Origin of the sequence: Mesorhizobium sp. C089B (genome assembly GCF_030323125.1) — a bacterium.
In the GTDB taxonomy this organism is placed as follows: Bacteria; Pseudomonadota; Alphaproteobacteria; order Rhizobiales; family Rhizobiaceae; genus Mesorhizobium.
Window position 1 is genome coordinate 1,721,686 of sequence record NZ_CP100469.1, and the last position, 22,090, is coordinate 1,743,775.

Below are 22,090 nucleotides of genomic sequence, written 5' to 3' on the forward strand. Positions count from 1 at the left end.
TTGTGCAAGCGTTTTTACAGAGATCAAGGCATCGTAGAGATTTTCGGGTTTAGGTTTGCAGAGGACGCTTTCGTCGCTCGCAATGGCCGCATCTCACCCCAAGTCAAAATGCCGCGGAAAGGCCTGGTGCAGCAGGAGCAGCATGGTCTTGCGCAGCACGTCGGTGTCGCGGCTGGACGGGTTGAGATGGTCCCAATACCAGGCGCCATGCACCAGATAGTTCAGGCTCTCCGACAGCGTGTCTATGTCGACGCCGGTGTAACCGCCGCTGCGTGAAATCTCGATCAGCAGCTCGCGCGCTTCGGCCGTGTAGGCGAGATCGCTCGGCAGGCCGATTTCATTGTAGATCTGCATGCTCTTGCGGTCGCTGGAAAACACGACGAAGACCGAGACCCATTTCGGATGCTGCCGGGCAAAGCGCTGCGCGCAATCGACCGCGCCCAACACCCGCTCGACCGGCGACAGGCCGGGCGCCCGCACCAGCGTCAGCCACAGCGCGTCATATTGGTCGCTGAGATATTGCAGGACGGCCCGGAACAGGTTCTCCTTGCTGCGAAAATGAAAGACCACCAGTGCGTTGGACGAGCCGACATGCTCGGCAATGCGCTGCATGGTGACGCTGGCCAGCCCCTCCTCCGCGATGAGCTCGATGGTGGCGTCGATGATGCGCTGGACGCTCGCTTCGCCGCGCTCGCGCCGGCGGTCCTTGGGCGCGGCGTCGTTCGCCGCACCCTTGGCCGCCTTGCTTTTTCCCGCATCCGGAGTGGCTATGCGTTGCGCCATTGTCGTCAGGCCTTTCCCCGGCGGCCGAAACATCCCGCCGCTGCCTTGGCATGCCGGCGCCCTGCGGACTCACAGCGCCGGGCGTGTCCCTGCATTCGTGTACCACTGACCACGAGCCGTCTCATAGGCCATACCCGCCCGGAACACGTCAGCGTCGCTATAGGTGCGGCCGACAATCTGGATGCCTGTCGGCACGCCGTTGGCGGCGCGGCCCGACGGGATCGACAGAACCGGGCAGCGGCTCAGCATGTTGAACGGCGTCGTCATCACCCAGCCCAGCGACGGGTTCACCTCTCGTCCATTGATCTCGACCTTGCCTTTGGTCTGATCGAATTCCGCCGGCACTGCGGGAAGCGCATTGGTCGGGCAGATCAGCACGTCGTATTTTTCCAGCAAAGGCCCCAGCGTCAGGTACATCCTGGCCGCCACATCGAGCGTCGCGACAAAATCCGTCGCCTTCGACTTCTGCCCGTCCTGCGCGAACTGCCTGGCATAGCTGGTCATGTCCTTGCCGTTCTTGGCGAGCAGCGGCGACAGCGAGGCGCCGAAGAGATGTTCGAGATAGGCCATGCCGGCCTTGAGCACCTCGTCGCCCCAGCCGAGGTCCACCTCCTCGACGGTGGCGCCGAGCGAGCGGAACACATCGCAGGCAGCGAGCGTGTTCTTGCGCACGTCCGCATCCACCTCGAAGGACCCGAGATCCATGGAGAATGCGATCTTCCAACCCTTGATCGGCTTGTAGTCGAGCGGCAGGCGCAGTTTCGGGCGCAGCGTGGCGATGTCGAGCGGGCTCGGCCCGGCCATGACGTTCTGCAGCAGGATCGCATCCCCGACGTTTCGGGCCAAGGGCCCGGTGTGGCAGAAAAAATCGAGATTGAACGGCGGCTCATCGGGATTGCGGCCGTAAGGCGGCTTGAAGCCGACCAGGCCGCAGGCCGAGGCAGGGATGCGGATTGAGCCCGCTATGTCCGAGCCGGTTGCGATCGACGACGTGCCGGAGGCCAGCGTTGCCGCCGAACCGCCCGACGAACCGCCCGGCGTGAAATCCGGGTTCCAGGGGTTGCGCGTGACGCCCCAGCGCTTCGACCAGGTATAACCGGCGCAGCTGAATTCGGGCGTCGCGGTGCGGGCGTGGACGATGCCGCCGGCCTTCATGACACGCTCGTTCATGGTCGAGGTATGGCCGCCAATGGCGTCCCCGGACAGCAGCGAGCCATGCGAGGTCGGCTTGCCCTTGATGTAGCTCTCATCCTTGATGCCGATCGGCAGGCCCTCGAGCGCGCCGGTCCTGGCGCCTCTGGCGTATTTCGCCTCGGCTTTTCCGGCGAGATCCATCGCCTCGTCGAAATGCGTGAAGGTGAGGCAGTTGATCGTCGCCTTGGTTGCCTCGGCGCGGCGGATGGTGGCCTGCATCAGTTCCAGAGGCGACAGTTTCTTCGCCTTGAACAGCCGCAACGCCTCGCTGGCCGGCATGTAGCAAAGGTCGAGATCGGACATAAAAAATCTCCCGCGGCGGCTTTACGGCATCTGGCATTGGGGATGGCCGAGCCGCGATGCGCGGCCCGATGTTGGTCAGCTTCGGCCGGCGGCGCTGCTATTTCTGCAGATCGGTCCAGATCCTGGTGTAGAGCGCCTGGACGTCTGCGGGACAGGCCGACATGAATTGGCCCTTGTCGGCAAATTCGGCCGGAACATCCACTTCGGGCGCGCCCTTCATATCGGCCGGCAGGAAGGGCTCGGAGCCCTTGATGCCATTGGCGTAGTGCGCGAAGGCCGAGATCATCGCTGCATTCCTGGGGTCCATGATGAAATTCTGGAAGAGCTTGGCGTTCTCGACGTTCTTGGCATCCTTGAGCACCGCGACATTGTCCATCCAGATTGGAAAGCCCTCCTTGGGATAGCCGTAGACGATCTTGTCGTTCTCCAGCCGCTCGCGCAGCGATATGCCGTTCCAGTTGACGCCGGCGGCAATGTCACCCCTGCCGAGACCGTCGACGGCCGCATAGTCGAGCGACAGCCATTTCGCTTTCGCCTCGATGAGCTTGTCATGCACCTTTTTCAAAAGCACCTTGTCGTCGGTGCAGTACTTACCGCCCTCATAGGCAATGGCGAGGAACATGATGTCTCCCATTTCGGGCACGACATTGATCTTGCCCACGAGTTCGGGCGGCGGATCGAGGAAAATCGCCGAGGTGTTCGGATCGCCCGCATAGACCGATTTGTTGACCGAGATGCCGGTCGTGCCCCATTGCCACGGCACCGAATATTTGCGGCCGGGGTCGAACGGCACGTCGACCCATCTCGGATCGACGTTTCTAAAGTTCTCCATCGTGTTGGGATCGGTTTCCAAGAGCAGGCCTTCGCTGATCCAGATCGGCATCACGCTGGCCGATGGAACGACGATGTCATAGCCGGAAGCGCCCTGGCGGACCTTGGCCAGAGCCGTATCGTTGGAGTCGTAGTCGGTGACGGTAACCTTGACCTTGTAGGTTTCCTCGAACTTCTTGATCAGGTCCGGGCTGGTGTAGTTGCCCCAATTGTAGATTTGGAGTTCGCCCTCGGCGCGGGCAATGCCGGTCATCGCCAGCAGCGACAGGCCGAGCGCCGTGGCGGTCGATTTCAACTGCATGCTTGTGTCTCCCATTGTTGGGACCGGCGGGATTGCGCCTCGAGTCCCTAAGTTCCCTTCGTCCTGGTGATCATTCACCGGCGAATGCCGGCTGACCAACTCGGTATCTCGGCAACGGTATTAATTACTAAACATACAGTCAATATCTTTTGCGACACAACTGCATGATCGGCACCGGCAGTGCGCCGGCGAAGCCGACATGATATGGTCAAGGTTGGGCCATTGATGAATTGGGGCAAGCCGTGGCGTGAGCGCCGCAGCCTGCAGGGCTTGGATCACGGTCATGCGCCTTTTTCTGGCGGTCGTGCTGCTGATGACCATGGCGCTCTTCTCCGCTGCGCGCGGCGAAGCGCGGATAGCGCTGGTTGTCGCCAATCCGGCCTCTGAGGGCTCACCGGCAATCGCCAACGCCGACCTCAGTGCCGAACTCGTTGCAGCGACACTACGATCGCTTAGCTTCACCGTCCGGCAGGTGTCGGATGGCGACCGCGCCGATGTCGCGCGCGCCATGCATGATTTCGCCCAATCCCTGGCCAAACCGGACTCCGTCGGCATCTTCTACTATGTCGGCCACACCGCGCAGGCCAACGGCAGGAACTATTTACTGACGCGCGGCACCCGGATCGATTCAAAGGAAACGGTCGACCAGACGGCATTGCCCCTCGATCTGTTCATGCAGGCGCTCGAGGCAACCCCGACATTGAAGGTGGTTCTGCTCGACAATCCCGGCGATGGCCACAACCCTACTTCCGGCGTGATGCAGGGTCTGGCGGCGGTCGATCCCCTCACCCACGCCATCGTCGCTCTGTCGGCCAAACCCGGAACCGTTGCACTGGACGAAGCCCGCCCCGTCACCGTATTTGCCGATGCGCTCACCGCTGCGCTGGTCAAGCGCGGCGCGGACATAGCCATCATCCTCGCCTCGGTCAGGCAAACCACTATCGACAAAACGTCAGGCGCCCAGTGGCCATGGATGGCATATGGCCGCTCGGCAGACGCTGCCTTTGTGCTGACGCCGGACCAGGTGGCCGGCGCGGCACCGGCGCTGCCGCTTGTGCCGGAACCGGCACCGCCGGCGATGGCGAGCGGCGGCTACATCTCCGGGAGTGGCGGTTGGGAGCCTGATGGCAGCGACTACGCCGATGGCAGCGGTCAGGAGCCCTACCCCATGGACGTTGCACCGGGCTCCGGCAGTCCCGATGCCGCGATGGGCGACAGCGCCAAGGAGGCGGCGCTCTACGAGGAATACAAACGCCAGGAACAGCAGCGCCAATTGCAGGAAGAGCAGGCTCGGCAACGATACGAAGAGGAAAAGCAACGTCTTGAAGACGCAGCTGTGGCCGCTGCCCAGAACAATCTCGGCGGGACCTATCCGCAGGATGGCGGAGCCACCGGCGCCGAACCGCCCCCCGATAAGGCAGGGATCCCCCCTGAGGACGGCATGACATCGGCCCCGCCACCCGCGACCGGCGCCGAAAGTCCGCCGGAGGCGCAGGCGCCACCGAAACCAGCGCCGCCGCCCATCGACCAGGCGCAAAGCCCTCCTTCCGGCGGCGCCCTTCCACAACCCGAGACGGGCGCTGTCGAGGTGGTGCGCCATCCAACCATCGATGCGCCGGATGAGATTGTCGCCGGCGAGACGGTGACCGTTTCGATCGCCCTTACCGAAGAGCAATTCACGCCCGAAGTGAAGGTGAAGGCAGCGCCGGGCTCGTCGGTGACGGAAGATGGCGCCCTGGCCATGGCGATGCCGGCGGGAACCGAGCAATGGCCGATCGATATCGATCTGTTCGCCTCCGGCTTCGATCTCGCTGACGGCGGCAAATGGAGCCGACGGACGACGCTCTACCGCCAGGGCGACAGCGACTTCGTCCGCTTCGACGTCAAGGCGCGGCCGATCGCCAAGGACAGCAAGCCGGCCCAGTTCATCGCGCGCATCTACAGCGCCGGGAGGTTCCTGGGATCGGCATCGCGGTCGGTTATCATTCGCCGCACCGCGCCTGTCGAGGCAGCCGCTCTGAGCGCCACAGCCGAACGCTCCGCAGCACCTGCCATGCTGATGCTGGCCGCAGCGGCGCCGCAGCCGGCGGTAACTGGCAATGTGACGCTCGGCGGCGCAGCCGGCGATGACGTCCCCGATCTCGACGTGACCATCCTCTATGACGATCCGAGCGGGCTGGGTTCGGGGCAGATCATCATCCATTCGCCGCATCTGGCCGGTCCGGTGACCGATACGTTCTCGACGCCACCTGAGATGGCGGCATGGCTGGACTCCGAATACCGCCGCCTGCTGCAGCTCGGATTGAGCCTGCGCGGCGCCGTTTCGCTGCAGCAGCCTGCCGCAAGCAGCGATACGGGGGCGCAAAAGCGCTTTGTCACGCTCGCCGCCGAAGGTTTTGGCGATGCGCTCTACCGCGACTATGTGCCGAAACCGTTCAAGGACGTGTTCTGGTCGCTGCGCGGCAAAGGCGAACTCCATTCGATCCAGATCACCTCGAACAGCCCGACGCTGCCCTGGGAATTGATCCGCCCGCGCAGCGCCGACGGCGCCGTCGCCGACGGTTTTCTCGGCATGGGCTACCGGCTGGCGCGCTGGGCTCCGCGCAGCAGTGCCTCACAGGTCGACAACCCGCTCGACCGCATGACCTTCACCGGCGTCGCGGCCGTCGCGCCCTCCTATCTCGACAAGCGCTCGCTGCGCTTTCAGCAGGACGAGATCGCGGCGCTGAGCAAGCTTTACGGCTACCGCCGCTTCGATGGCGATTTCACCTCTTTCGAGAAACTGGTCGGTGAAGTCTCGACCGGTTTCATTCATTTCTCCGGTCATGGCGAGGTCAACCAGCCGAGCAGTGGCCGGCCGGTCTTTGCCATCGATCTCGTCGACCAGTCGCTCGACCCCGATACATGGGCCGCGCTGGTCGCGGCCGCGCATGGCAAGGGCAATCCGTTCTACTTTTTCAACGCCTGCGACACCGGCCGTTCGCAGATGCTCGGCGGCTTCGTGCAGGGCTGGGGTCCGGCGGTGCTGGCGGGCGGCGCTTCCGGCTTCATCGGCGGCATGTGGCCACTGACCGACCGCGCGGCAGCGGCCTTCTCGACCGATTTCTATGGCGGCATCAGCACGCGGATCAAGGACGGGCCGGTCTATCTGGCCGAGATCCTGCAGGATGTCCGCAGAGAATTCTACCGGACCGGCGATCCGACCTATCTCGCCTACACATTCTACGGCAACGCCAATCTGAGGATTGTCGGGCAGTAGGCGACGGATCGTCGTTGGCGGATTGGCTTCGCCTACAATGCGTTTTGCGGGCATGGCACGCCGGCGCCGCCGCAGCGTGAGGCCATCGGCCTGGAGCTCATGTCTTCGGACTGCCGCACAAGCTCCGCAAAGAGAAGGGCGAAACTTCCCATCACAAGGAAGACGATAATCAGGCGTGTCACCGGCAATAGACAGGTCTCGACTGGCTAGCCCCCCAGCCACCCATCCTCTGTCGGCTAACATGATCGATCAGGCTTTACGAGTGCTTAAGCTCGCACTTAACCATCACATTCGCCGTTCCGGCGACATGAAGCGCGAGCCGCCGATTTCGTTTCGCCGCGGCCGCAACTGGCCCGGACGATGCCTCCCTTTGCAGATGCGCTTGCCCATGCTACCCCACGCAACCGCCGCCGACCGCCATCGGCCGACCGCCATCGGAATGTCATGAGCAAAGCCAATCTCGCCTTCGTCTCCTCCGACACTGCCGATGCCAAGGCGGCGATGGAGAGCCTGTCGGCCCGCTATGGCCAGGCATCCTTCGACGACGCCCAGGTGGTGGTGGCACTGGGTGGCGACGGCTTCCTGCTGCAGACCTTGCGCGACACGATGAGCACGGGAAAGAAGGTCTACGGCATGAACCGTGGCACCATCGGCTTCCTGATGAACGAGTACCGCGTCGGGGGCCTCACCGAGCGCATCGCGGCCGCCGTCGCCGAAACGATCCGCCCGCTGGAAATGCTGGCGTTGACGCATGAGGGCGAGACGGTTTCGGCACTCGCCATCAACGAGGTGGCGCTGTGGCGTCAGTCCTACCAGACGGCAAAGATCCGCATCACCGTCGACGAGCAGGTCCGCATCGAGGAACTGAACTGCGACGGCGTGATGATCGCGACGCCGGCCGGCTCCACCGCGTACAATCTTTCGGCGCACGGGCCGATCCTGCCGCTGGATGCGCCGTTGCTCGCGCTGACCCCGGTCAGCCCGTTCCGGCCGCGCCGTTGGCGGGGTGCCTTGTTGTCAAACAAGGCGACCGTACGCTTCGATATTCTGGAGTCGGAAAAGCGCCCGGTGAACACCGCCGCCGACCACACCGAGGTCAAGGCGGTGGCTTCCGTAACGGTCCGCGAATCGCCGACTGCGACGGCAACGCTGCTGTTTGATCCCAACCATTCGTGGAACGAACGCATTCTCGCCGAGCAGTTTCGCTATTGAGCCGGCGCAAAGAGTGACTACCTAATTAAGCATCGCGATTAAGCTTACGTTTTCACAATCGTGCCAATCCCGCCCGTTTCTGTTGACAAATCGCGGGCTTGCGCCTAATCGCAATACCAATCTTGCAGGCACGCTGTGCTTGCCGCGACGGATGCCGTTGCGCTTCCCCGAACCAGCCAAAGACAGCAACTCTTGTCCTCAGACACCACGACCGCTCTAGAAGCGTTGACCTTTTCAGACCTCGGCCTGTCGCCCAAGGTCCTTTCCGCAGTCACCGATGCGGGCTACACCGTGCCGACGCCGATCCAGGCTGGCGCCATCCCGCATGCCTTGCTCGGCAAGGATATTCTGGGCATAGCACAGACCGGCACCGGCAAGACGGCTTCCTTCGTGCTGCCGATGCTGACCCGCCTCGAAAAAGGCAGGGCCCGTGCCCGCATGCCGCGCACGCTGATCCTCGAGCCGACGCGCGAGCTCGCCGCGCAGGTCGAAGAGAATTTCATCAGATACGGCAAGAACCACAAGCTCAACATCGCGCTGCTGATCGGCGGCGTCTCCTTCGACGAGCAGGACAAGAAGCTGGAGCGCGGCGCCGACGTGCTGATCGCCACGCCCGGCCGTCTGCTCGATCACCGCGAGCGCGGCAAGCTGTTGCTCAACGGCGTCGAGATCCTCGTCATCGACGAGGCCGACCGCATGCTGGACATGGGCTTCATCCCCGACATCGAGCGCATCTGCGAGATGATCCCGTTCACCAGGCAGACGCTGTTCTTCTCAGCGACCATGCCGCCGGAGATCACCAAGCTCACCGAGAAGTTCCTGCATGCGCCGGTGCGCGTCGAGGTTTCCAAGGCGGCATCCGCTGCCACCAACATCATCCAGCGCCTGGTCAAGTCCGGCTCCAAGCCGTGGGACAAGCGCGAGACGCTTCGCAATCTGATAAAGGCCGAAGACGCCGAGCTGAAGAACGCTATCATTTTCTGCAACCGCAAGGTCGAGGTCGCGGAGCTGTTCCGCTCGCTGCTGAAGTATGATTTCGACGCCGGCGCCCTGCATGGCGACATGGACCAGCGCGCCCGCATGCAGATGCTGGCCAATTTCCGCGATGGCAAATTGCGCTATCTCGTGGCGTCCGACGTCGCCGCGCGCGGCCTCGACATTCCCGACGTCAGCCACGTCTTCAACTACGACGTGCCGATCCACGCCGAAGACTATGTCCACCGCATCGGCCGCACCGGCCGCGCCGGACGCTCGGGCAAATCCTTCACCATCGCCACCAAGTCCGACACCAAATACATCGACGCCATCGAGCGGCTGATCGGCAACAAGATCGAGTGGCATGACGGCGACCTGTCGACCGTGGTCGCCAGCGAAGGCGGCGAGGACGAAGCGCCCCGCCGTGGCCGTGGCGCTCCGCGCCGCGCCGGCCGCAAGGACGAGGACCGCAAGGTCCATGATCGCAAGGACGGTGGCGAGCGCAAGCCGCGCGAACGCCATGCCAAGCGCAGCGACGACGCGCCGGCGGCAGATGCCGCACGCGAGGAACAGCCGGCGGTAGCCGAGGCCGCGGTCGCCGACATCGGCGAACGGCATCAGCGCAAGGAAGCGATCCGCTCCGAAAACAGCGACCGCAAGGTCTCCGATCGCAACAACGAGAACCGCGCCCCGGAACGCGGCGACACAAGGCCGCAGCGCGCCAGCGGCAACAGCCGCCCTGCCCGCGGCAACAACCGCGGTGAAGACAATGACGGCACCGTCGGCTTCGGCGACGACATGCCGGCCTTCATGAAGATCGTCGCCAAGGTCTGATCGTCGCAGTCCTAAAATAGCTGCCAAGTGATCGGCAATTGCTCACGGCCCCCATTGGCACGTGTTTCGAACATCGTCGCGAAGGTCGGCGAGGTTATTGCCAAAAAAGGCAGGCAGGATGTGGGGGAACCTCCCTGCGTAGGGCACGAGAAACTGCAGATCGATGCCCGCCTGCTGGAAGTTCTCGGTGGCATAAAGGTGGCGCCCACCGGCAGCGTTGATGTAGCGCTGTCCGCCGAGCGCTCGAACGATGCCGATAATGCGCGCTTGCCCTCGCAAGGCGGGATCAACGCCGAGGCTGGAACTGCGCAAGATGTTTGCTTTGAGTTCGAGCGCGTCGGCGACGAGCCGAAGACCGTTCTCGAGAAAGCTTGTCACGTCGCCAAGCGACCCGGTCAGATGGCGGCTGATCCGCTCCGCGGCCGGCGTTGTCGCCTGGCCCGGCAGGCCGAAAGCGGCCAGGCGCTTGTCCAGAGCGGTTCGGGCGCCGTCCGCCCAGCGCAGATCCTTTATCTGTGTATTGAACGGCATAGGCGCGAGCGGCAATGTCAGCCAGCGGCCCGGTGTCATTTCGCAACGATGCACCCGTCCCCGGCGCGGGAACTGGACATCGTCGAAAACAACGAAGACGTCGCTCGCAGCCATCAGGCGAAAATAGCCCGCATGCGGGAAGAAATATGGCTGCATGACAGCAATGGTGAGCTTGCCCGTCACTGCGTCTTGCCTTCGCCATAGAAGCAATGAGGCAAGCTTCGAACGTGCTGCTGGAACGCTTGAAGGACCGGCGATGCGAACGACTTGCCACAGAAGGCGTCGAATTCGTCGCGGTTGCACAGGAAGCTGTGGCGATCGAACTGCTCGCGGCGAAGATAATGCAGCACCCGGATATCCGCCGGGTCGCGCAGCCCGTGCGCCAGCATCTCGTCGGAGTTTGGACAATTGTATTCCGGCCCGAGAGGCAACGCATCGGCCCCGACCGTCAGGATGGCCAGCGACAGCGCGATCTGGCCGGAAAAGAAGATCGAGGGCTGATCCTTCAAATAATCCAGTACGCGTGCGGTAAGCGGGCGGATCAGTGGCTGAATGGCGCTGAAAGCGCTTTTGTTGAAGACGACGAAGCCATAGTTGATATAGGCGGGGCACCCGCCGAAGGCGCCATCCGACGACTCGGAATATCGCCAGTTGAGAGGCGTATCTGCAAAGCCGAGCGTCTCAAGAAGCCGACGCCATGCAGCGTTGTTTTCCGAGCCATCTCTCGAAAATGGCGAGAAATGCGCCGGTAGGCCGGCAACACTCGGCCGATCAGCGTCGCGCATGCGTTGCAAAAGCTCGTCGATCGGCCGCATCAGGCAGGCGTCGGCATCGGCGAGGATGACGACATCGCCGCGCGGCGCCTCGGCATAGCGGTCAAAGCCCGAGGAGAAACCCCGGTCGCTGATAGCACGCGGCACGGGGCGCCACGTTACCGGGAAGGCCGAGGACCAGGTGTTGGCGGCATGGAGTTCGTCGATGTCGGCATGCCCGCCAACAGAGACCACAATGGGGGCGGCCGCATAGACGCCGCCGAGCTTGGCCAACGACAAAGCTGCCAGCTTGACGTTTGAGAAAAATTCCGGCTCCGGCAGGATCGGGATGCGAAATTCGAAAGTCATGCCGGTCCCCGTCATGTCAAATCGCGAGTCGCCCAGCCGATGCCGGCCTCGCCGAACCCGTTACCGTTGTAGAACATCACTTCACCGGAAGCGCGTCGCATGACGCAACAATAGGCCTGCATCCAACTGTCGAAGTCGCCGGCCGCCGGCGGATTGCTGAAGATCACAGGTTCCGCCTCGCCAGCCATGCCTTCCCGGACATCTATCAGGCGGGAAAAAAGGCGGTAGGCTTCATTGCCACCATCGCGAAAGTCCCGCCCGCGGCGGCTGTACCACAGCCGTATACCGCCAGCCTCATGCGTGACCCAGGGACGCGTCTGGCTGTTCCCGTCCCCGAGGTCGTCACCTAGGACCGGGACCGAGCCTGTTTCCCACAGAATTCCGTCTGGCGAAACACAGCTGCGGAGCACATAGTCAGGCTCCCGGACACCTCTGGTCTCCACCCAACCGGTGCCGCTCGCATACCACATGCGATAGCCGCCCTTGATCGCACCAACGAAGGGCGTTGACACGAAATAGGGATCTGCCGGACCGATACTGCGGACCGGCCCCGCAAATGCTCTCTCGAAATTCAGCCCATCATCGCTGGTGGCGAGCCCGATGGCGATCTGAAAGCTGACATCGCTACGTGAGTAGATGCCCGAATAATACAGATGCACGCGCCCACCGATCATCACCGCGCAGGAGGGCCCCAGCCCCGAGCAATCGAAAGTGCCTGGCAGGCCCGGCTCCATGATCGGGTCGAAATACTCACCCAACACACGCATGCCGTCTTGCGGGTCGACATCAACGGCCAGGATGGATGACCGGTTGGCGCTATTGCGCCCGGCGAAATAGATGCGCCAAAGCCGAGGCGAAAGGGCGAGGACCGTCGGAACCTGCGCGTAGCTGCCCCACCACCCGTGCCCCGCCTTTATGGGCACCAGCAACCCCTGCCGGGTCCATTTCCTCTGACGGCCAGGCATCAGCGGAACTTCATCGACTTGATACGGGCGCTGGAATAGGGCTTCGGCAAGTCCGAGGGATGACGCACTACACTGTTGGCGGGCACATCGCGCCGGATCATGCAACGGGACTCGATATAGCTTCCGGCACCGATCGTGATGCCGTTGTCGATGCCGACCTGGCCGCCGATCAGGCTGCACGTGCCGATATGGACACCGCTCGCCAGCCCCACCTGCGACGAGACGAAGCAGAAATCCTCGACGATGGAGTGATGACCGACATGGCTACCGCTCCACATCATGATGCCTTCGCCGAGGCGGACAAACGGCTGCAGCGTGCAATTCTCGAGAATGAAGCAGTTTTCACCAACCGTGTCCGCCATATTGTGCGTAGAGGGGTGGATGAAGCGCGTGAAGCTGTACCCGCGCGCCCGGCCCTGCTTATGCCGATCACGGCGGAACTCGTTGAGGTTCTGGTAGCTGAGCGGACCAAGCAGCTTGACGGTTTCAGGCGGGAATCGGTCCTCAAGCTTTTCCCAGGCGACCACGGGAAGACCTTTGAACTCGGTTTGTGTGAGGAAGTCTTCGTCGACAGTAAAACCGACGACGCGATCCTCTCCGAACCTGTCGAGGTAGGCCCACGCGACCTCGGCGATCTGGCCCATCCCAAAAATAACCACGTCCGCCATGCCGCCCCCGCGCCTATGCCCATTATATTATTGACCCGCAAGCCGGAAATCCGCGGATCGTCGGCTACGTGGCAGCCTTGTAGACGTAAACCGTGTACTCGTAGAGCCCGTAGTCGGCGCGAATGAGGTGATGACGCGACAATTGACCGACGACGAAGTGGCTTATCCGATCATAAGGCACGTGAAAAAGGTCCTCGCGTTCCCAGTCGACGTGCTTCGACATCAGGTTGAAGGCCATTCCCTTGCGGGCATGAGGGAACACCCTTGCGATCAACCGGGTCATGGTGTCGAACATCGTCTCGTAGGCGACGCCACAACGCTCCGTGAAGACCCCGTTCATGATGATGTAGTCGGCCTCGGGCACAACCACCTCATTCTGCATCACGTCCATACAGTCAAAGGTCACGCCGGGATATTTGCGCCGGCACAGGTCAATGAACCGTGCGGACAGATCGAGCCCCCTATATCGCAGTTTGCGATCGTCGGATTGGCGCAAATAGTCGAGGAAATGGCCGGCGCCGCAGCCGAAGTCCAGCACATCGACCCGGTCGCGCTCACGCATCGCCTCGGCCATTATGCGGTAACGTGTCGCTGCCCCCCCGGCATCCGGCCAGTCGACTCCCTGGGGCGTATCGCCATGACGTGCAAGACACGCCTCGTAGTGGGCGACCAGCGCGTCGTATGGACCACTGTCGGGCAATTGGAATACCTCGTCTAATTGGCAATAGAAGGCGTCGGCTGGCTTGTATATCACTCTATAATCTGCGCGAAACATCATGTCACTGAATCGCTCACTCACAGGCTTATACTCGATGCACACTTCGAATATGCCTTTGCCGCGCAAGCTTCGGGTTTGCCTCATCAATCCGCGGTTCCGCCCTTCCGTCTGGAGCCGGGACGAGGTGCTTCCCGTTCTGCCTGGCAAAAAAGGCAGCTGGATCGTGACAGGTTCCCTGCCCGCCCTTGCGGCGCTTGCTCCGGATCATTGTGATGTCGTCCTGCTCGATGAGAATGTCGAGGACCTGGATTTCGAGCGGCTCGGTGCCTTCGACATCGTCGGCGTGACCGGCATGATCGTGCAGCGCGACCGCATGTTTGAAATCCTCGAGAGACTGCGCGATCTACCGATTACCGTCGCCGCGGGCGGTCCCTATGTCTCGGTGTCGGAGGCGGAGTTTGTCGACCGCTGCGACGTGCGCTTCATCGGCGAAGCCGAGGAAACGTGGCCTCGCTTCCTGACGGCTTTCGCTCGCGGAGAGCCTGTCCAGAAGCGCTACGAGCAGGACGCGAAAACCGATATGGAGACCGTCCCCACGCCTCGATATGACCTGCTGAAATCTGGAAGCTACGTGGTAGCGTCTCTACAGTTCTCGCGAGGATGCCCCTTCCTTTGTGAATTCTGCGACATCATTACCATCTTCGGTCGCCGGCCACGCCTGAAGTCGCCGGCGCAAATGATTCGCGAGTTCGATGCGATCGTGAAGGCGGGCTTCCGTACCTGTTTTCTGGTCGACGACAATTTCATCGGTAACAAGGTCAAGGCCAAGGAACTCCTGAGAGGCCTGATCGATTGGCAAAAGGTAAACGGCTATCCATTGGCCTTTTCGACAGAAGCCAGCATCAATCTGGGTGACGACGCGGAAATGCTCGATCTGATGCGTCTGGCCAATTTCCGCCAAGTCTTTGTCGGCATCGAGTCGCCCCGCGCCAAGTCGCTGATGGAAACGAGGAAGATCCAGAACGTTCGTGGCGACAGCATGATCGACAAATTGCAGCGCATCCGCGACAGCGGGTTGGTGATTCAGGCGGGTTTCATCGTCGGTTTCGATAGCGACGATGAGGCGATCTTCGATGAGCAGTTCGAGTTCATTCAGCAAATCGGTATCGCGCAAGCATCTGTGGCAATCTTGTGCCCGATCCCCACGACGCCGCTCTATGGGCGGCTGAAGATGGAGGGTCGGCTGGACCTCAGCGACCCCTATGTCAGCTTCCGCCCGAAGAAGATGACGCGCGAAGCGCTGAGGGCCGGCTATGACAGGTTGGTGCAGCGCCTTTACGAGCCGGACGCCTACTTCAGCCGCCTTGTGGATGGCTATTTCGGATCGCCAGGCTTTCGCAAGAGCCGGGCGACGCTTGCAACCCTGATCGGCCGGAAGCGTTCCGGCGTGACCCGGATTGCGGAATTGGCCGGTGCCATCCTGATGGCTGCCCGACTCTTCAGAGCTTTGCTTGCCAAGCGCAGCGCGATGTCGCTGGGCGGCGCCTATGTCAGGCATTGGCGCCGCAACCGGCGTCTCTGCGGCCGCGAGGCGATACCATTCGCCAGTTTCGTGCTGCTTTGCGCCGATCACTGGCATTTTTACACCATCTCGCGGACCAGCAGTAAGATCGAGATCGGGACCAGCCGGCCCGAAACCTTGCGGCCCATACCCGCAAATGAAGGCCTCTATCTGGACAAGACCGCAGGCGGTAGAGCTTGAACGCCGACGGATTGTGGGATGCCGATCCCGGCCCAGCGCCCGATGTTCCCGTGTCGCGCCCGCGACTGCCGACAGGCGACAGCATCCTTCCCTATCTGCACGAGATCGATGCAACTCGCTGGTACAGCAACAACGGTCCGTTGAACCGGCGTTTCCAGGAAGCTCTCAAGACTCGGACCGCTGCAGGCCATGTCGTATGTGGCGCAAACGCCACGCTGGGGTTGGCGCTCGCATTGATGGCGCAGAAACCGGCGAAGGGAAGTCTCTGCATGATGCCGTCCTGGACCTTCGCGGCCAGCGCGCACGCGGCGGTCCTCGCAGGGCTCGTTCCATGGCTGGTCGACGTAGACCTGGACAGCCAGCAACTGTTGCCCGAGAGCGCGGCAGAACTCCTCCGCCAGGCTCCCGGCGGCGTCGGAGCGGTCATGCCGGTCATGCCGTTCGGCCGCCCGATTGGTGTCGCGAACTGGGATCGGTTCAAGAGCGATACCGGTCTTGCCGTGGTAATTGACGCAGCCGCAGCCTTCGACACCTTGACGCCATCGCGGGTTCCGGCAGTCGTCAGCCTGCATGCCACCAAGGCACTCGGCATCGGCGAAGGTTGTTTTATCGCGTCAGACGACGGCTCTCTGATCGAGGAAATCGCGGAGGGTGCCAACTTTGGTTTTTCAAATTCGCGCGAGGCGGTCAGACCGGCCCTGAACGGCAAGCTCAGCGAGTATGGTGCGGCCGTCGGCCTGGCCGCACTTGAGCTGTGGCCACATACGCGTGCCGCCTACAAGCGCGTTGCCACAAGCTATAGCCGCTCGCTGGGGTCGATTTCCGGGCTGAGCTTGCCGGAGGGGTTCGGTGAAAAATGGATATCCTCCACCGTCACCATTGGCCTGCCGCCTGGTTCGATGGACCGGGCGCTCACGGCGCTGGCGAAAGGAGGGGTTGGTGTGCGCCGGTGGTGGGGTGGCGGTCTGCATCGGCACGCAGCCTTCGAACATTTTCCCAGGCTGCCGCTACAGACCACTGACATACTGGTAGCGACTCAACTGGGGCTACCCTGTTGGACCGATCTTGCGGATGAAACAATCTCCCGCATCTGCTCGATCCTCAGCGAAGTGGCTGCTGCGGGCTGAGCCGAATGTCTGGTCGACTCTTAACGCAAAACGGCCCCTTAGCGCCCAGCGCGATGCTGGCGCGTGCGCAATTTTGCCGCCATTGTCGGCTTCCGCGACGACATCATGCGGGCAGCCTTCATGCGCGCCGGCCCTCATGCCGATCGTCGTCCGAGCCTGATCCCGAGCGCTCTCAAATGCAGCCGGCCAGCTTGCACCCTTGGCAAGCTTCTATCCTGGCCCGTCCGTCACATCGGGCCGGGCATCATCTTGGTCGGTTTTTCCAGCATCGGAAACTCTGCCTTGCTGCATTTCACGTTCGGGTTGGTCGGACTGAACATGCCGTTCGGATTGTCTCTGAACAGCCAGGCATGAAGGTCGTAGTGGACGAACTCCCTCGGAATGAGCGGATAGTGCCCTTCCATCGGTCCCATGAAGGTCTGGCCAAATAGTTTTGGAGGTTCCTTGGTGTCTGGCGTCAGGGGCATCAGCCATTCCACGCCAACCAATTTCAAGCCTTTCTTGGTCGGCTCGTAGATCAGCACATTGGGGCGCATCGGATCGAGTTTCTGACCGACACTCGGAACGTTGACGAAATGGATGCCCATAGCGCCCTTCGGATAGTCCATTGCGCCCTCGATCCTGTCCCCGCTGTAATAGACGCACCCGACAGTCGACAGATAAAGGTCGCGGACGGCGACCGTGTAGTCTTCATATTTGGCGAGCGATTTCTTCAACGCTTCGATGTCGGCTTTGTTGGCGTCCTCGGCTCGAGCCGTGGCCGCCGCGCACCAAGCAGAGACCAGACCTGTCAAAATGAGGACGCCGCAACGCCCAAAACGAGCTGTTCTTGTCATGCATTCCTCCCAGATTTCCTTATCAGGCCGTGCAGGACCGGGGCCGACTAAGTGACTGCGCGGCCGTTTGTACCGCCCCATCCCCTCTGGAACCGCGCCAATGCTAATCCCTTCAAAGGTCTCCGGAAAGGGATTATTAGAAATCTCTAATGCATTAGACCTTTTGGCGGACCACAGGAGCCCAAAAAGAAAGCGGCCCCTTGCGGGGGCCGCCTTCGCATTTCGATGCCGAACAATTCAGGTCAGCGGCGAAAGCTGGATCTCGACGCGCCGGTTCTGCGCACGGCCGGCCGCCGTTCCATTGGACGCGATCGGACGGGTCTTGCCGAATCCGGTGACGGCGAAGCGGCGCGAATCGACACCTTGGCCTGAGAGATAGTTGGCGACCGCCAATGCGCGGCGCTGCGACAGATCGAAATTGTGTTCGTCGCCACCGGTCGAATCGGTATGGCCGAACACGTCGACCGTGGTCTGCTTGAACTTCTTCAGCACCAGCGCAACCGAGTTCAGCACCTGGTAGAAGCCGGGCTTCACCGCATCCTGGTCGACGTTGAAAGTAATGTCGGACGGCATGTTGAGGATGATCTGGTCGCCGGTGCGGGTGACGCTGACGCCGGTGCCTTCGAGTTGGCGGCGCAGTTCAGCCTCGTTCTGGTCCATGGTCGCGCCGATGGCGCCGCCGGCCAGCGCGCCGATACCGGCGCCGATCAGCGCGTTGCGGCGGTCATTGCCGCCGGCAAGCAGGCCGAGGCCCGCACCCGCCAGGGCGCCAAGGCCGGCGCCGGCTGCGGTGTTCGAAACCTTCTGCTCGCCGGTGTACGGATCGGTCGTGGTGCAGGCACTCACCAGCACAGCCGTCGCAACGGCGACGAGCACAGTCTTTTTCATAGAATCGTCCCTCTCCAAAGCGCGGCCTTTGCGGCTCGCGCACATAAGCCCTTCTCCGGTCTTGTAACATGAAATGCGGCGAAAAACCGAGCGGCGAAAGCGGCTTTTCCCTGCTCGCGCCACTCTTCCGCTTCGGTGGCTGGTGCTGGCCTACCAGAGGTTCTTGCCGTCAATGACGACCACCTCGACCTTATCGAGGTCGAAATCGTCGAACAGCCGCGAATTGACTGATATCTTGGGATTGTCGAAGTCCGGTTTGCCGGTTGACCAGTCCGGCGTTTCGGTGAAGGTGCCGCAGCCGCAAATGGCGCAAAACCCGTGTTTGACGGTCTTCGATCCCCATTGATAGAAGGAAACGTTTTCCGGCGAGCTGGTGAGCTTGAATTGCGACGGAACGTAGTAAGCCCACAGCGAACCGCGCTTGGAGCAGAACGAGCAGGTGCATTGTGTTACCGTCTCGGGCGCCTGCGAGACCTCGAACGTCGTCGCCTTGCAATGACAGCTGGCCTTGATGGTCATGAAAAGCTTTCCTCTCCGTTGCTCGCCACCCATGCGGCAAGGCACCATAAAGGAAGGCTCCTGACAACTGTCTGTCAGCAGGCTCCGGTCGATCGAGCCGAGCGGCGATCTGGCTGAAGCAGGCCCCGTCGTCACCTCCCAATCGTCGTCACCTGCCGATATAGGCGGCCAGTTCGTCCGGCGTCCCGTTTGGGAAAGCCTGTTTCAGAAAATCCAGGAACGCCGACACGCGCGCGCTGAGCAGCCGCCGCGACGGGTAGAGCGTCCATAGAGAGATCTCCGGGCCGTCGATATCCCCCCAATTCACCAGTGTGCCGTCAGCCAGGTCGTGGGCCACCAACGAAATGGGAAGCCGTCCTGCGCCGATGCCGGCTCGCACCGCATCCCGGACCATGATGAGCGTCGACAAGGCGAGGACCGGCTCGATTCTAAGTGTTGCCCGGCCACCTGGTGTCTTCACCTGCCATGTTTGCCGCTCGCCCGTCCCGCGCGCAACGCCAGGAGCGGCGAGCCCGTCGGCCGGGCGAGGAAGGTCCGGGCTCGCGACGACGACCAGGCGGTCGCGGAGAAACGCCCGTCCGACCAGGCTTTCATCGGGATCCGGATTGACCCGGATTACCAGATCGTAGCCTTCCTCGATCATGTCGACATGCCGGTCTTCGGTGGTCACTTCAAGCCTCACCTCAGGATACCTCAGGGCAAATCCCGCAGCGATCCTCCCCATTGCAGTCTGCGAAAAATGCAAAGGCGCGCTGATCCGCAATCTGCCCTTGGGTCTCTGACCGCCCGAGGCAATCGCCGATGCCGTCTCGTCCAGCTCGGCAAGCAACGCCCCCGTCCGCTCGAAGAGCGCCCGTCCTTCTTCGGTCAGCTTCAGGTTACGCGCACCCCGTTCGAACAGACGCAGATCGAGACTGCTTTCCAATTCGCCAACGCGCCGGGACAACGTTGCCTTGGGCCGGCCGGTGGACCTTGCCGCTTTGCCGAAGCCGCCATGGCGAGCCACGAGGTTAAAATCGGCAAGGGCTAAAAGATCCATGACTGTCCCACCAGTGAGACGACGTGTCTAAAATTGCCGTCTACTGGGCTCTTTGTGAGCCACACATATTGGGACTGTCAAGCAACCCAACAGGAGAAATTCCATGACCATTCTCGTTACCGGCGCCACCGGCAATATCGGCCGCCAAGTCGTCGAACAGCTCGCCAAGCGCGGCGCCGATGTGCGTGCTCTCGTGCGCGATCCGTCGAAAGCCAGTTTTCCGGCAGGCGTATCGGTCGTGCAAGGCGACTTTCTCGATGTCGATTCGCTGCGCAAAGCCATGTCTGGCGTTTCCACGCTGTTTCTCTTGAACGCCGTGGTGCCGGACGAATTCACCCAGGCTTTGATCGCCTTGAACGTCGCCCGATCGGCCGGCATCGAGCGGATCGTCTATCTCTCGGTAATCCACGCTGACGTCTATGTGAACGTGCCGCATTTCGCGGGCAAGTTCGGCGTCGAGCGAATGATCGAGCAGATGGACTTCAAAGCTACGATCTTGCGCCCGGCCTACTTCATCCAGAACGATCTGACGGTCGAAGACGTCATCACCGGCTACGGTACCTACCCAATGCCGATCGGCCCCAAGGGTCTCGCCATGATCGATGCCCGTGATATAGCCGAGGTCGCCGCTCTTGAGCTGCTGCGTCGCGAACGGTCCAAGGAGCCGCTTGCGTTCGAGAGGATCAACCTCGTCGGTCCGCAGACATTGACCGGGACGGATATTGCCGCAATCTGGTCAGACGTACTCGCCCGCCCGATCAGCTACAGCGGCGACAATACGGAGGGTTTTGAGCAAAATCTCAAGCAGTTCCTGCCCGCCTGGATGGCCTACGACATGCGCCTGATGGGCGAGCGCTTCTTCACCGACGGGATGCTGCCCGAGGCCGGCGACGTCGAGCGCCTGACGGCACTTCTGGGTCGCCCACTGCGCCCGTATCGCGACTTCGCCTCAGCACTCGCTGCTTCCGTCTGACGCAAGCGCCTTCAGCACCAAGGCCGGCCTTCCGATGAGAACTGCCAACAGAACTCAGTAGGAACGCGGTGGCACGAACAGGCAGATCGTCTTGCCTGCGTCGAGGCCGGCCTGGTGCGCGCACCAGTGGAAATCGCCGTCGGGTGAGTCCTTGACCCGCTTGTCGCTCATCGGAACGACCTCCCCCGTTCCGGCGATGACATAGCCCTCCGGCTTTTCCAGCACCTCGCCGGTATGGGTGGTGCGGCAGTCGTAGTTTGCACAGCAGGCGAAGGGATAACTCCAGCCTTGCGGCTTCGCCGCCGTGGGCTTGGCGTCATGGGCGAAGGCGGGTGCGGTCAGCACCGCCATCGCAAGCATCGCGATGGCAAAGATCGGGGTCACGAACATTGAAAACAGGAGTCGGCCAGCCGGTTGAACGGCTCTGGCCGATCGGAGAGTGGCAGCAGACATGGAAGCGTTCCTTTCAAACGAGCATCAAGCGTTTCGCTTGCCCGTTCCCGGAACGTGTCTTCCCAGTGGCCGGATCGTCAGGTCGCAGATATGCCGCGTCCGGCCATAAATGCTTTTTCTCTTCCAGCCCTCGGATGCTGGGCTGATTCCTTGGCCGGCGCAAGAAGTTGCTGCGCGAGGCCGCACATCTACGCCGCTATCTGCAACCGCTGACGAGATCCAAGGCCAGGCTCAAATCCCGGCAGACGGGCAACGAAACAACGGGATTGGCCGTATGTGGTTCCAGCCTATACGTCGCCTGGACCGGCGATCACATGCCCTTCATATTGCGGCAAGTCGTCGGCGATGGTGAACCATGGCGCTTTGGAGCCGACGAAGATGTGCGCGGTCGGCCGGATCGTCGGATCGTCGACCAGCGTGCCCATGGCGACATGGACATAGGCGCCGTCGCGGACCAGCGAATACAGCAACGAGCCGCAGCGGCTGCAATGCGCATCGTGGCCGCTGTCATCGCCGAAATGGATGAGCCCGTGATGCCCTTCGGCAAGGGCAAGTTTCTCGCGCTCGATGCCGGCGAAGGGCTTGAAGGCGGAACCTGTGGTGCGCCGGCAGTTCGAACAATGGCAGTTGGCGGCATAGACGAACTCGTCCGCCACTTCATACTGGACCGCGCCGCAAAAGCATTTGCCGGTGAGCCTGCGACTCATGGTACCTCCTTCGCTCCCCCGCCCAGGGATGTTCTTATTCAAGTCAGCCGAGTCGAAAGTGGCGGAAGCGCAGGAATTAGCCATTCGCAGG

The 22,090-nt window shown here is 62.1% G+C and carries 20 protein-coding genes; 6 read left to right on the forward strand and 14 right to left on the reverse strand.

Annotation, left to right across the window (positions count from 1 at the left end; genetic code table 11):
* Nucleotides 1-93: 93 nt before the first annotated feature.
* The 3 genes from NLY44_RS08755 to NLY44_RS08765 all read right to left on the reverse strand — a co-directional run bounded on the left by NLY44_RS08755 (nt 94) and on the right by NLY44_RS08765 (nt 3,412).
* Entirely contained in the window at nt 94-783 is a 690-nt protein-coding gene (locus NLY44_RS08755; RefSeq protein ID WP_023688400.1) for a TetR/AcrR family transcriptional regulator, read from the reverse strand.
* 69 nt (nt 784-852) lie between these two features.
* Nucleotides 853-2,280 (reverse strand): amidase, encoded by a 1,428-nt coding sequence (locus NLY44_RS08760; RefSeq protein ID WP_023805255.1) that lies wholly within the window; start codon nt 2,278-2,280, stop codon nt 853-855.
* 97 nt (nt 2,281-2,377) lie between these two features.
* Nucleotides 2,378-3,412, reverse strand: coding sequence for an extracellular solute-binding protein (locus tag NLY44_RS08765; protein ID WP_023688398.1), 1,035 nt, complete (start codon nt 3,410-3,412; stop codon nt 2,378-2,380).
* Between the two features lie 283 nt (nt 3,413-3,695).
* Between NLY44_RS08765 and NLY44_RS08770 the strand changes: the two genes are divergently transcribed.
* The 3 genes from NLY44_RS08770 (at nt 3,696) to NLY44_RS08780 (ending at nt 9,692) form a co-directional block, all read left to right on the forward strand.
* A complete protein-coding gene (locus NLY44_RS08770; RefSeq protein WP_156940996.1) occupies nt 3,696-6,671 on the forward strand; it encodes a caspase family protein in 2,976 nt (991 codons plus the stop codon).
* Between the two features lie 444 nt (nt 6,672-7,115).
* Nucleotides 7,116-7,883 carry an NAD kinase gene (locus tag NLY44_RS08775; protein WP_023681482.1) on the forward strand — a complete coding sequence of 256 codons (768 nt, stop codon included), beginning with the start codon at nt 7,116-7,118 and terminating at the stop codon, nt 7,881-7,883.
* 192 nt (nt 7,884-8,075) lie between these two features.
* The gene (locus NLY44_RS08780) at nt 8,076-9,692 is read left to right on the forward strand and encodes a DEAD/DEAH box helicase (RefSeq protein WP_031201721.1); all 1,617 of its coding nucleotides are present in this window, start codon (nt 8,076-8,078) and stop codon (nt 9,690-9,692) included.
* A 42-nt stretch (nt 9,693-9,734) separates the two neighbouring features.
* On the opposite strand, the gene NLY44_RS08785 is transcribed toward NLY44_RS08780, so the two are convergent.
* The 5 genes from NLY44_RS08785 to NLY44_RS08805 all read right to left on the reverse strand — a co-directional run bounded on the left by NLY44_RS08785 (nt 9,735) and on the right by NLY44_RS08805 (nt 13,731).
* Nucleotides 9,735-10,406, reverse strand: coding sequence for a WbqC family protein (locus NLY44_RS08785; RefSeq protein ID WP_023688395.1), 672 nt, complete (start codon nt 10,404-10,406; stop codon nt 9,735-9,737).
* The gene (locus NLY44_RS08790; RefSeq protein WP_210164635.1) at nt 10,403-11,269 is read right to left on the reverse strand and encodes a C2H2-type zinc finger protein; all 867 of its coding nucleotides are present in this window, start codon (nt 11,267-11,269) and stop codon (nt 10,403-10,405) included. Before NLY44_RS08790 ends, NLY44_RS08785 begins: the two co-directional genes overlap by 4 nt.
* A gap of 86 nt (nt 11,270-11,355) precedes the next feature.
* Nucleotides 11,356-12,309 carry a hypothetical protein gene (locus NLY44_RS08795; protein ID WP_023805257.1) on the reverse strand — a complete coding sequence of 318 codons (954 nt, stop codon included), beginning with the start codon at nt 12,307-12,309 and terminating at the stop codon, nt 11,356-11,358.
* Entirely contained in the window at nt 12,309-12,977 is a 669-nt protein-coding gene (locus NLY44_RS08800; RefSeq protein ID WP_023688392.1) for an acetyltransferase, read from the reverse strand. Before NLY44_RS08800 ends, NLY44_RS08795 begins: the two co-directional genes overlap by 1 nt.
* 64 nt (nt 12,978-13,041) lie before the next feature.
* Nucleotides 13,042-13,731, reverse strand: a complete 690-nt coding sequence (locus NLY44_RS08805) for a class I SAM-dependent methyltransferase (protein ID WP_197031335.1) — start codon at nt 13,729-13,731, stop codon at nt 13,042-13,044.
* A 79-nt stretch (nt 13,732-13,810) separates the two neighbouring features.
* Between NLY44_RS08805 and NLY44_RS08810 the strand changes: the two genes are divergently transcribed.
* Together NLY44_RS08810 and NLY44_RS08815 are read left to right on the forward strand one after the other, a co-directional pair.
* Entirely contained in the window at nt 13,811-15,457 is a 1,647-nt protein-coding gene (locus NLY44_RS08810) for a B12-binding domain-containing radical SAM protein (RefSeq protein WP_197031334.1), read from the forward strand.
* Nucleotides 15,454-16,584, forward strand: coding sequence for a DegT/DnrJ/EryC1/StrS family aminotransferase (locus tag NLY44_RS08815; RefSeq protein WP_050485848.1), 1,131 nt, complete (start codon nt 15,454-15,456; stop codon nt 16,582-16,584). Before NLY44_RS08810 ends, NLY44_RS08815 begins: the two co-directional genes overlap by 4 nt.
* 227 nt (nt 16,585-16,811) lie before the next feature.
* Here NLY44_RS08815 and NLY44_RS08820 read toward each other — a convergent pair whose 3' ends face one another.
* The 4 genes from NLY44_RS08820 to NLY44_RS08835 form a co-directional block, all read right to left on the reverse strand.
* Entirely contained in the window at nt 16,812-17,420 is a 609-nt protein-coding gene (locus NLY44_RS08820; RefSeq protein ID WP_023805258.1) for a hypothetical protein, read from the reverse strand.
* A gap of 237 nt (nt 17,421-17,657) precedes the next feature.
* Nucleotides 17,658-18,308, reverse strand: a complete 651-nt coding sequence (locus tag NLY44_RS08825; RefSeq protein WP_023667470.1) for a YiaD family glycine zipper/OmpA-like lipoprotein — start codon at nt 18,306-18,308, stop codon at nt 17,658-17,660.
* Between the two features lie 150 nt (nt 18,309-18,458).
* Nucleotides 18,459-18,827: a GFA family protein gene (locus tag NLY44_RS08830; RefSeq protein ID WP_023667471.1), complete on the reverse strand. Its 369-nt coding sequence runs from the start codon at nt 18,825-18,827 to the stop codon at nt 18,459-18,461.
* Nucleotides 18,828-18,975: 148 nt separating this feature from the next.
* Nucleotides 18,976-19,866 (reverse strand): LysR family transcriptional regulator, encoded by an 891-nt coding sequence (locus NLY44_RS08835; protein WP_023681487.1) that lies wholly within the window; start codon nt 19,864-19,866, stop codon nt 18,976-18,978.
* A 103-nt stretch (nt 19,867-19,969) separates the two neighbouring features.
* On the opposite strand from NLY44_RS08835, the gene NLY44_RS08840 reads away from it, so the two are divergent.
* Nucleotides 19,970-20,839, forward strand: a complete 870-nt coding sequence (locus tag NLY44_RS08840; protein WP_023741412.1) for an NmrA/HSCARG family protein — start codon at nt 19,970-19,972, stop codon at nt 20,837-20,839.
* A 54-nt stretch (nt 20,840-20,893) separates the two neighbouring features.
* Here NLY44_RS08840 and NLY44_RS08845 read toward each other — a convergent pair whose 3' ends face one another.
* Together NLY44_RS08845 and NLY44_RS08850 are read right to left on the reverse strand one after the other, a co-directional pair.
* Entirely contained in the window at nt 20,894-21,292 is a 399-nt protein-coding gene (locus NLY44_RS08845; protein WP_023729805.1) for a hypothetical protein, read from the reverse strand.
* 287 nt (nt 21,293-21,579) lie between these two features.
* Nucleotides 21,580-21,999: a GFA family protein gene (locus tag NLY44_RS08850; protein ID WP_023805259.1), complete on the reverse strand. Its 420-nt coding sequence runs from the start codon at nt 21,997-21,999 to the stop codon at nt 21,580-21,582.
* Nucleotides 22,000-22,090: the final 91 nt, after the last annotated feature.

Bases quoted from the DNA above. Each gene is read 5' to 3' on its own strand.
- NLY44_RS08825 (WP_023667470.1), bottom strand. From the start codon at position 18,308: ATGAAAAAGACTGTGCTCGTCGCCGTTGCGACGGCTGTGCTGGTGAGT.
- NLY44_RS08775 (WP_023681482.1), top strand. From the start codon at position 7,116: ATGAGCAAAGCCAATCTCGCCTTCGTCTCCTCCGACACTGCCGATGCC.
- NLY44_RS08830 (WP_023667471.1), bottom strand. From the start codon at position 18,827: ATGACCATCAAGGCCAGCTGTCATTGCAAGGCGACGACGTTCGAGGTC.
- NLY44_RS08795 (WP_023805257.1), bottom strand. From the start codon at position 12,309: ATGCCTGGCCGTCAGAGGAAATGGACCCGGCAGGGGTTGCTGGTGCCC.
- NLY44_RS08765 (WP_023688398.1), bottom strand. From the start codon at position 3,412: ATGCAGTTGAAATCGACCGCCACGGCGCTCGGCCTGTCGCTGCTGGCG.
- NLY44_RS08850 (WP_023805259.1), bottom strand. From the start codon at position 21,999: ATGAGTCGCAGGCTCACCGGCAAATGCTTTTGCGGCGCGGTCCAGTAT.
- NLY44_RS08770 (WP_156940996.1), top strand. From the start codon at position 3,696: ATGCGCCTTTTTCTGGCGGTCGTGCTGCTGATGACCATGGCGCTCTTC.
- NLY44_RS08760 (WP_023805255.1), bottom strand. From the start codon at position 2,280: ATGTCCGATCTCGACCTTTGCTACATGCCGGCCAGCGAGGCGTTGCGG.
- NLY44_RS08820 (WP_023805258.1), bottom strand. From the start codon at position 17,420: ATGACAAGAACAGCTCGTTTTGGGCGTTGCGGCGTCCTCATTTTGACA.
- NLY44_RS08800 (WP_023688392.1), bottom strand. From the start codon at position 12,977: ATGGCGGACGTGGTTATTTTTGGGATGGGCCAGATCGCCGAGGTCGCG.
- NLY44_RS08840 (WP_023741412.1), top strand. From the start codon at position 19,970: ATGACCATTCTCGTTACCGGCGCCACCGGCAATATCGGCCGCCAAGTC.
- NLY44_RS08845 (WP_023729805.1), bottom strand. From the start codon at position 21,292: ATGTCTGCTGCCACTCTCCGATCGGCCAGAGCCGTTCAACCGGCTGGC.
- NLY44_RS08755 (WP_023688400.1), bottom strand. From the start codon at position 783: ATGGCGCAACGCATAGCCACTCCGGATGCGGGAAAAAGCAAGGCGGCC.
- NLY44_RS08835 (WP_023681487.1), bottom strand. From the start codon at position 19,866: ATGGATCTTTTAGCCCTTGCCGATTTTAACCTCGTGGCTCGCCATGGC.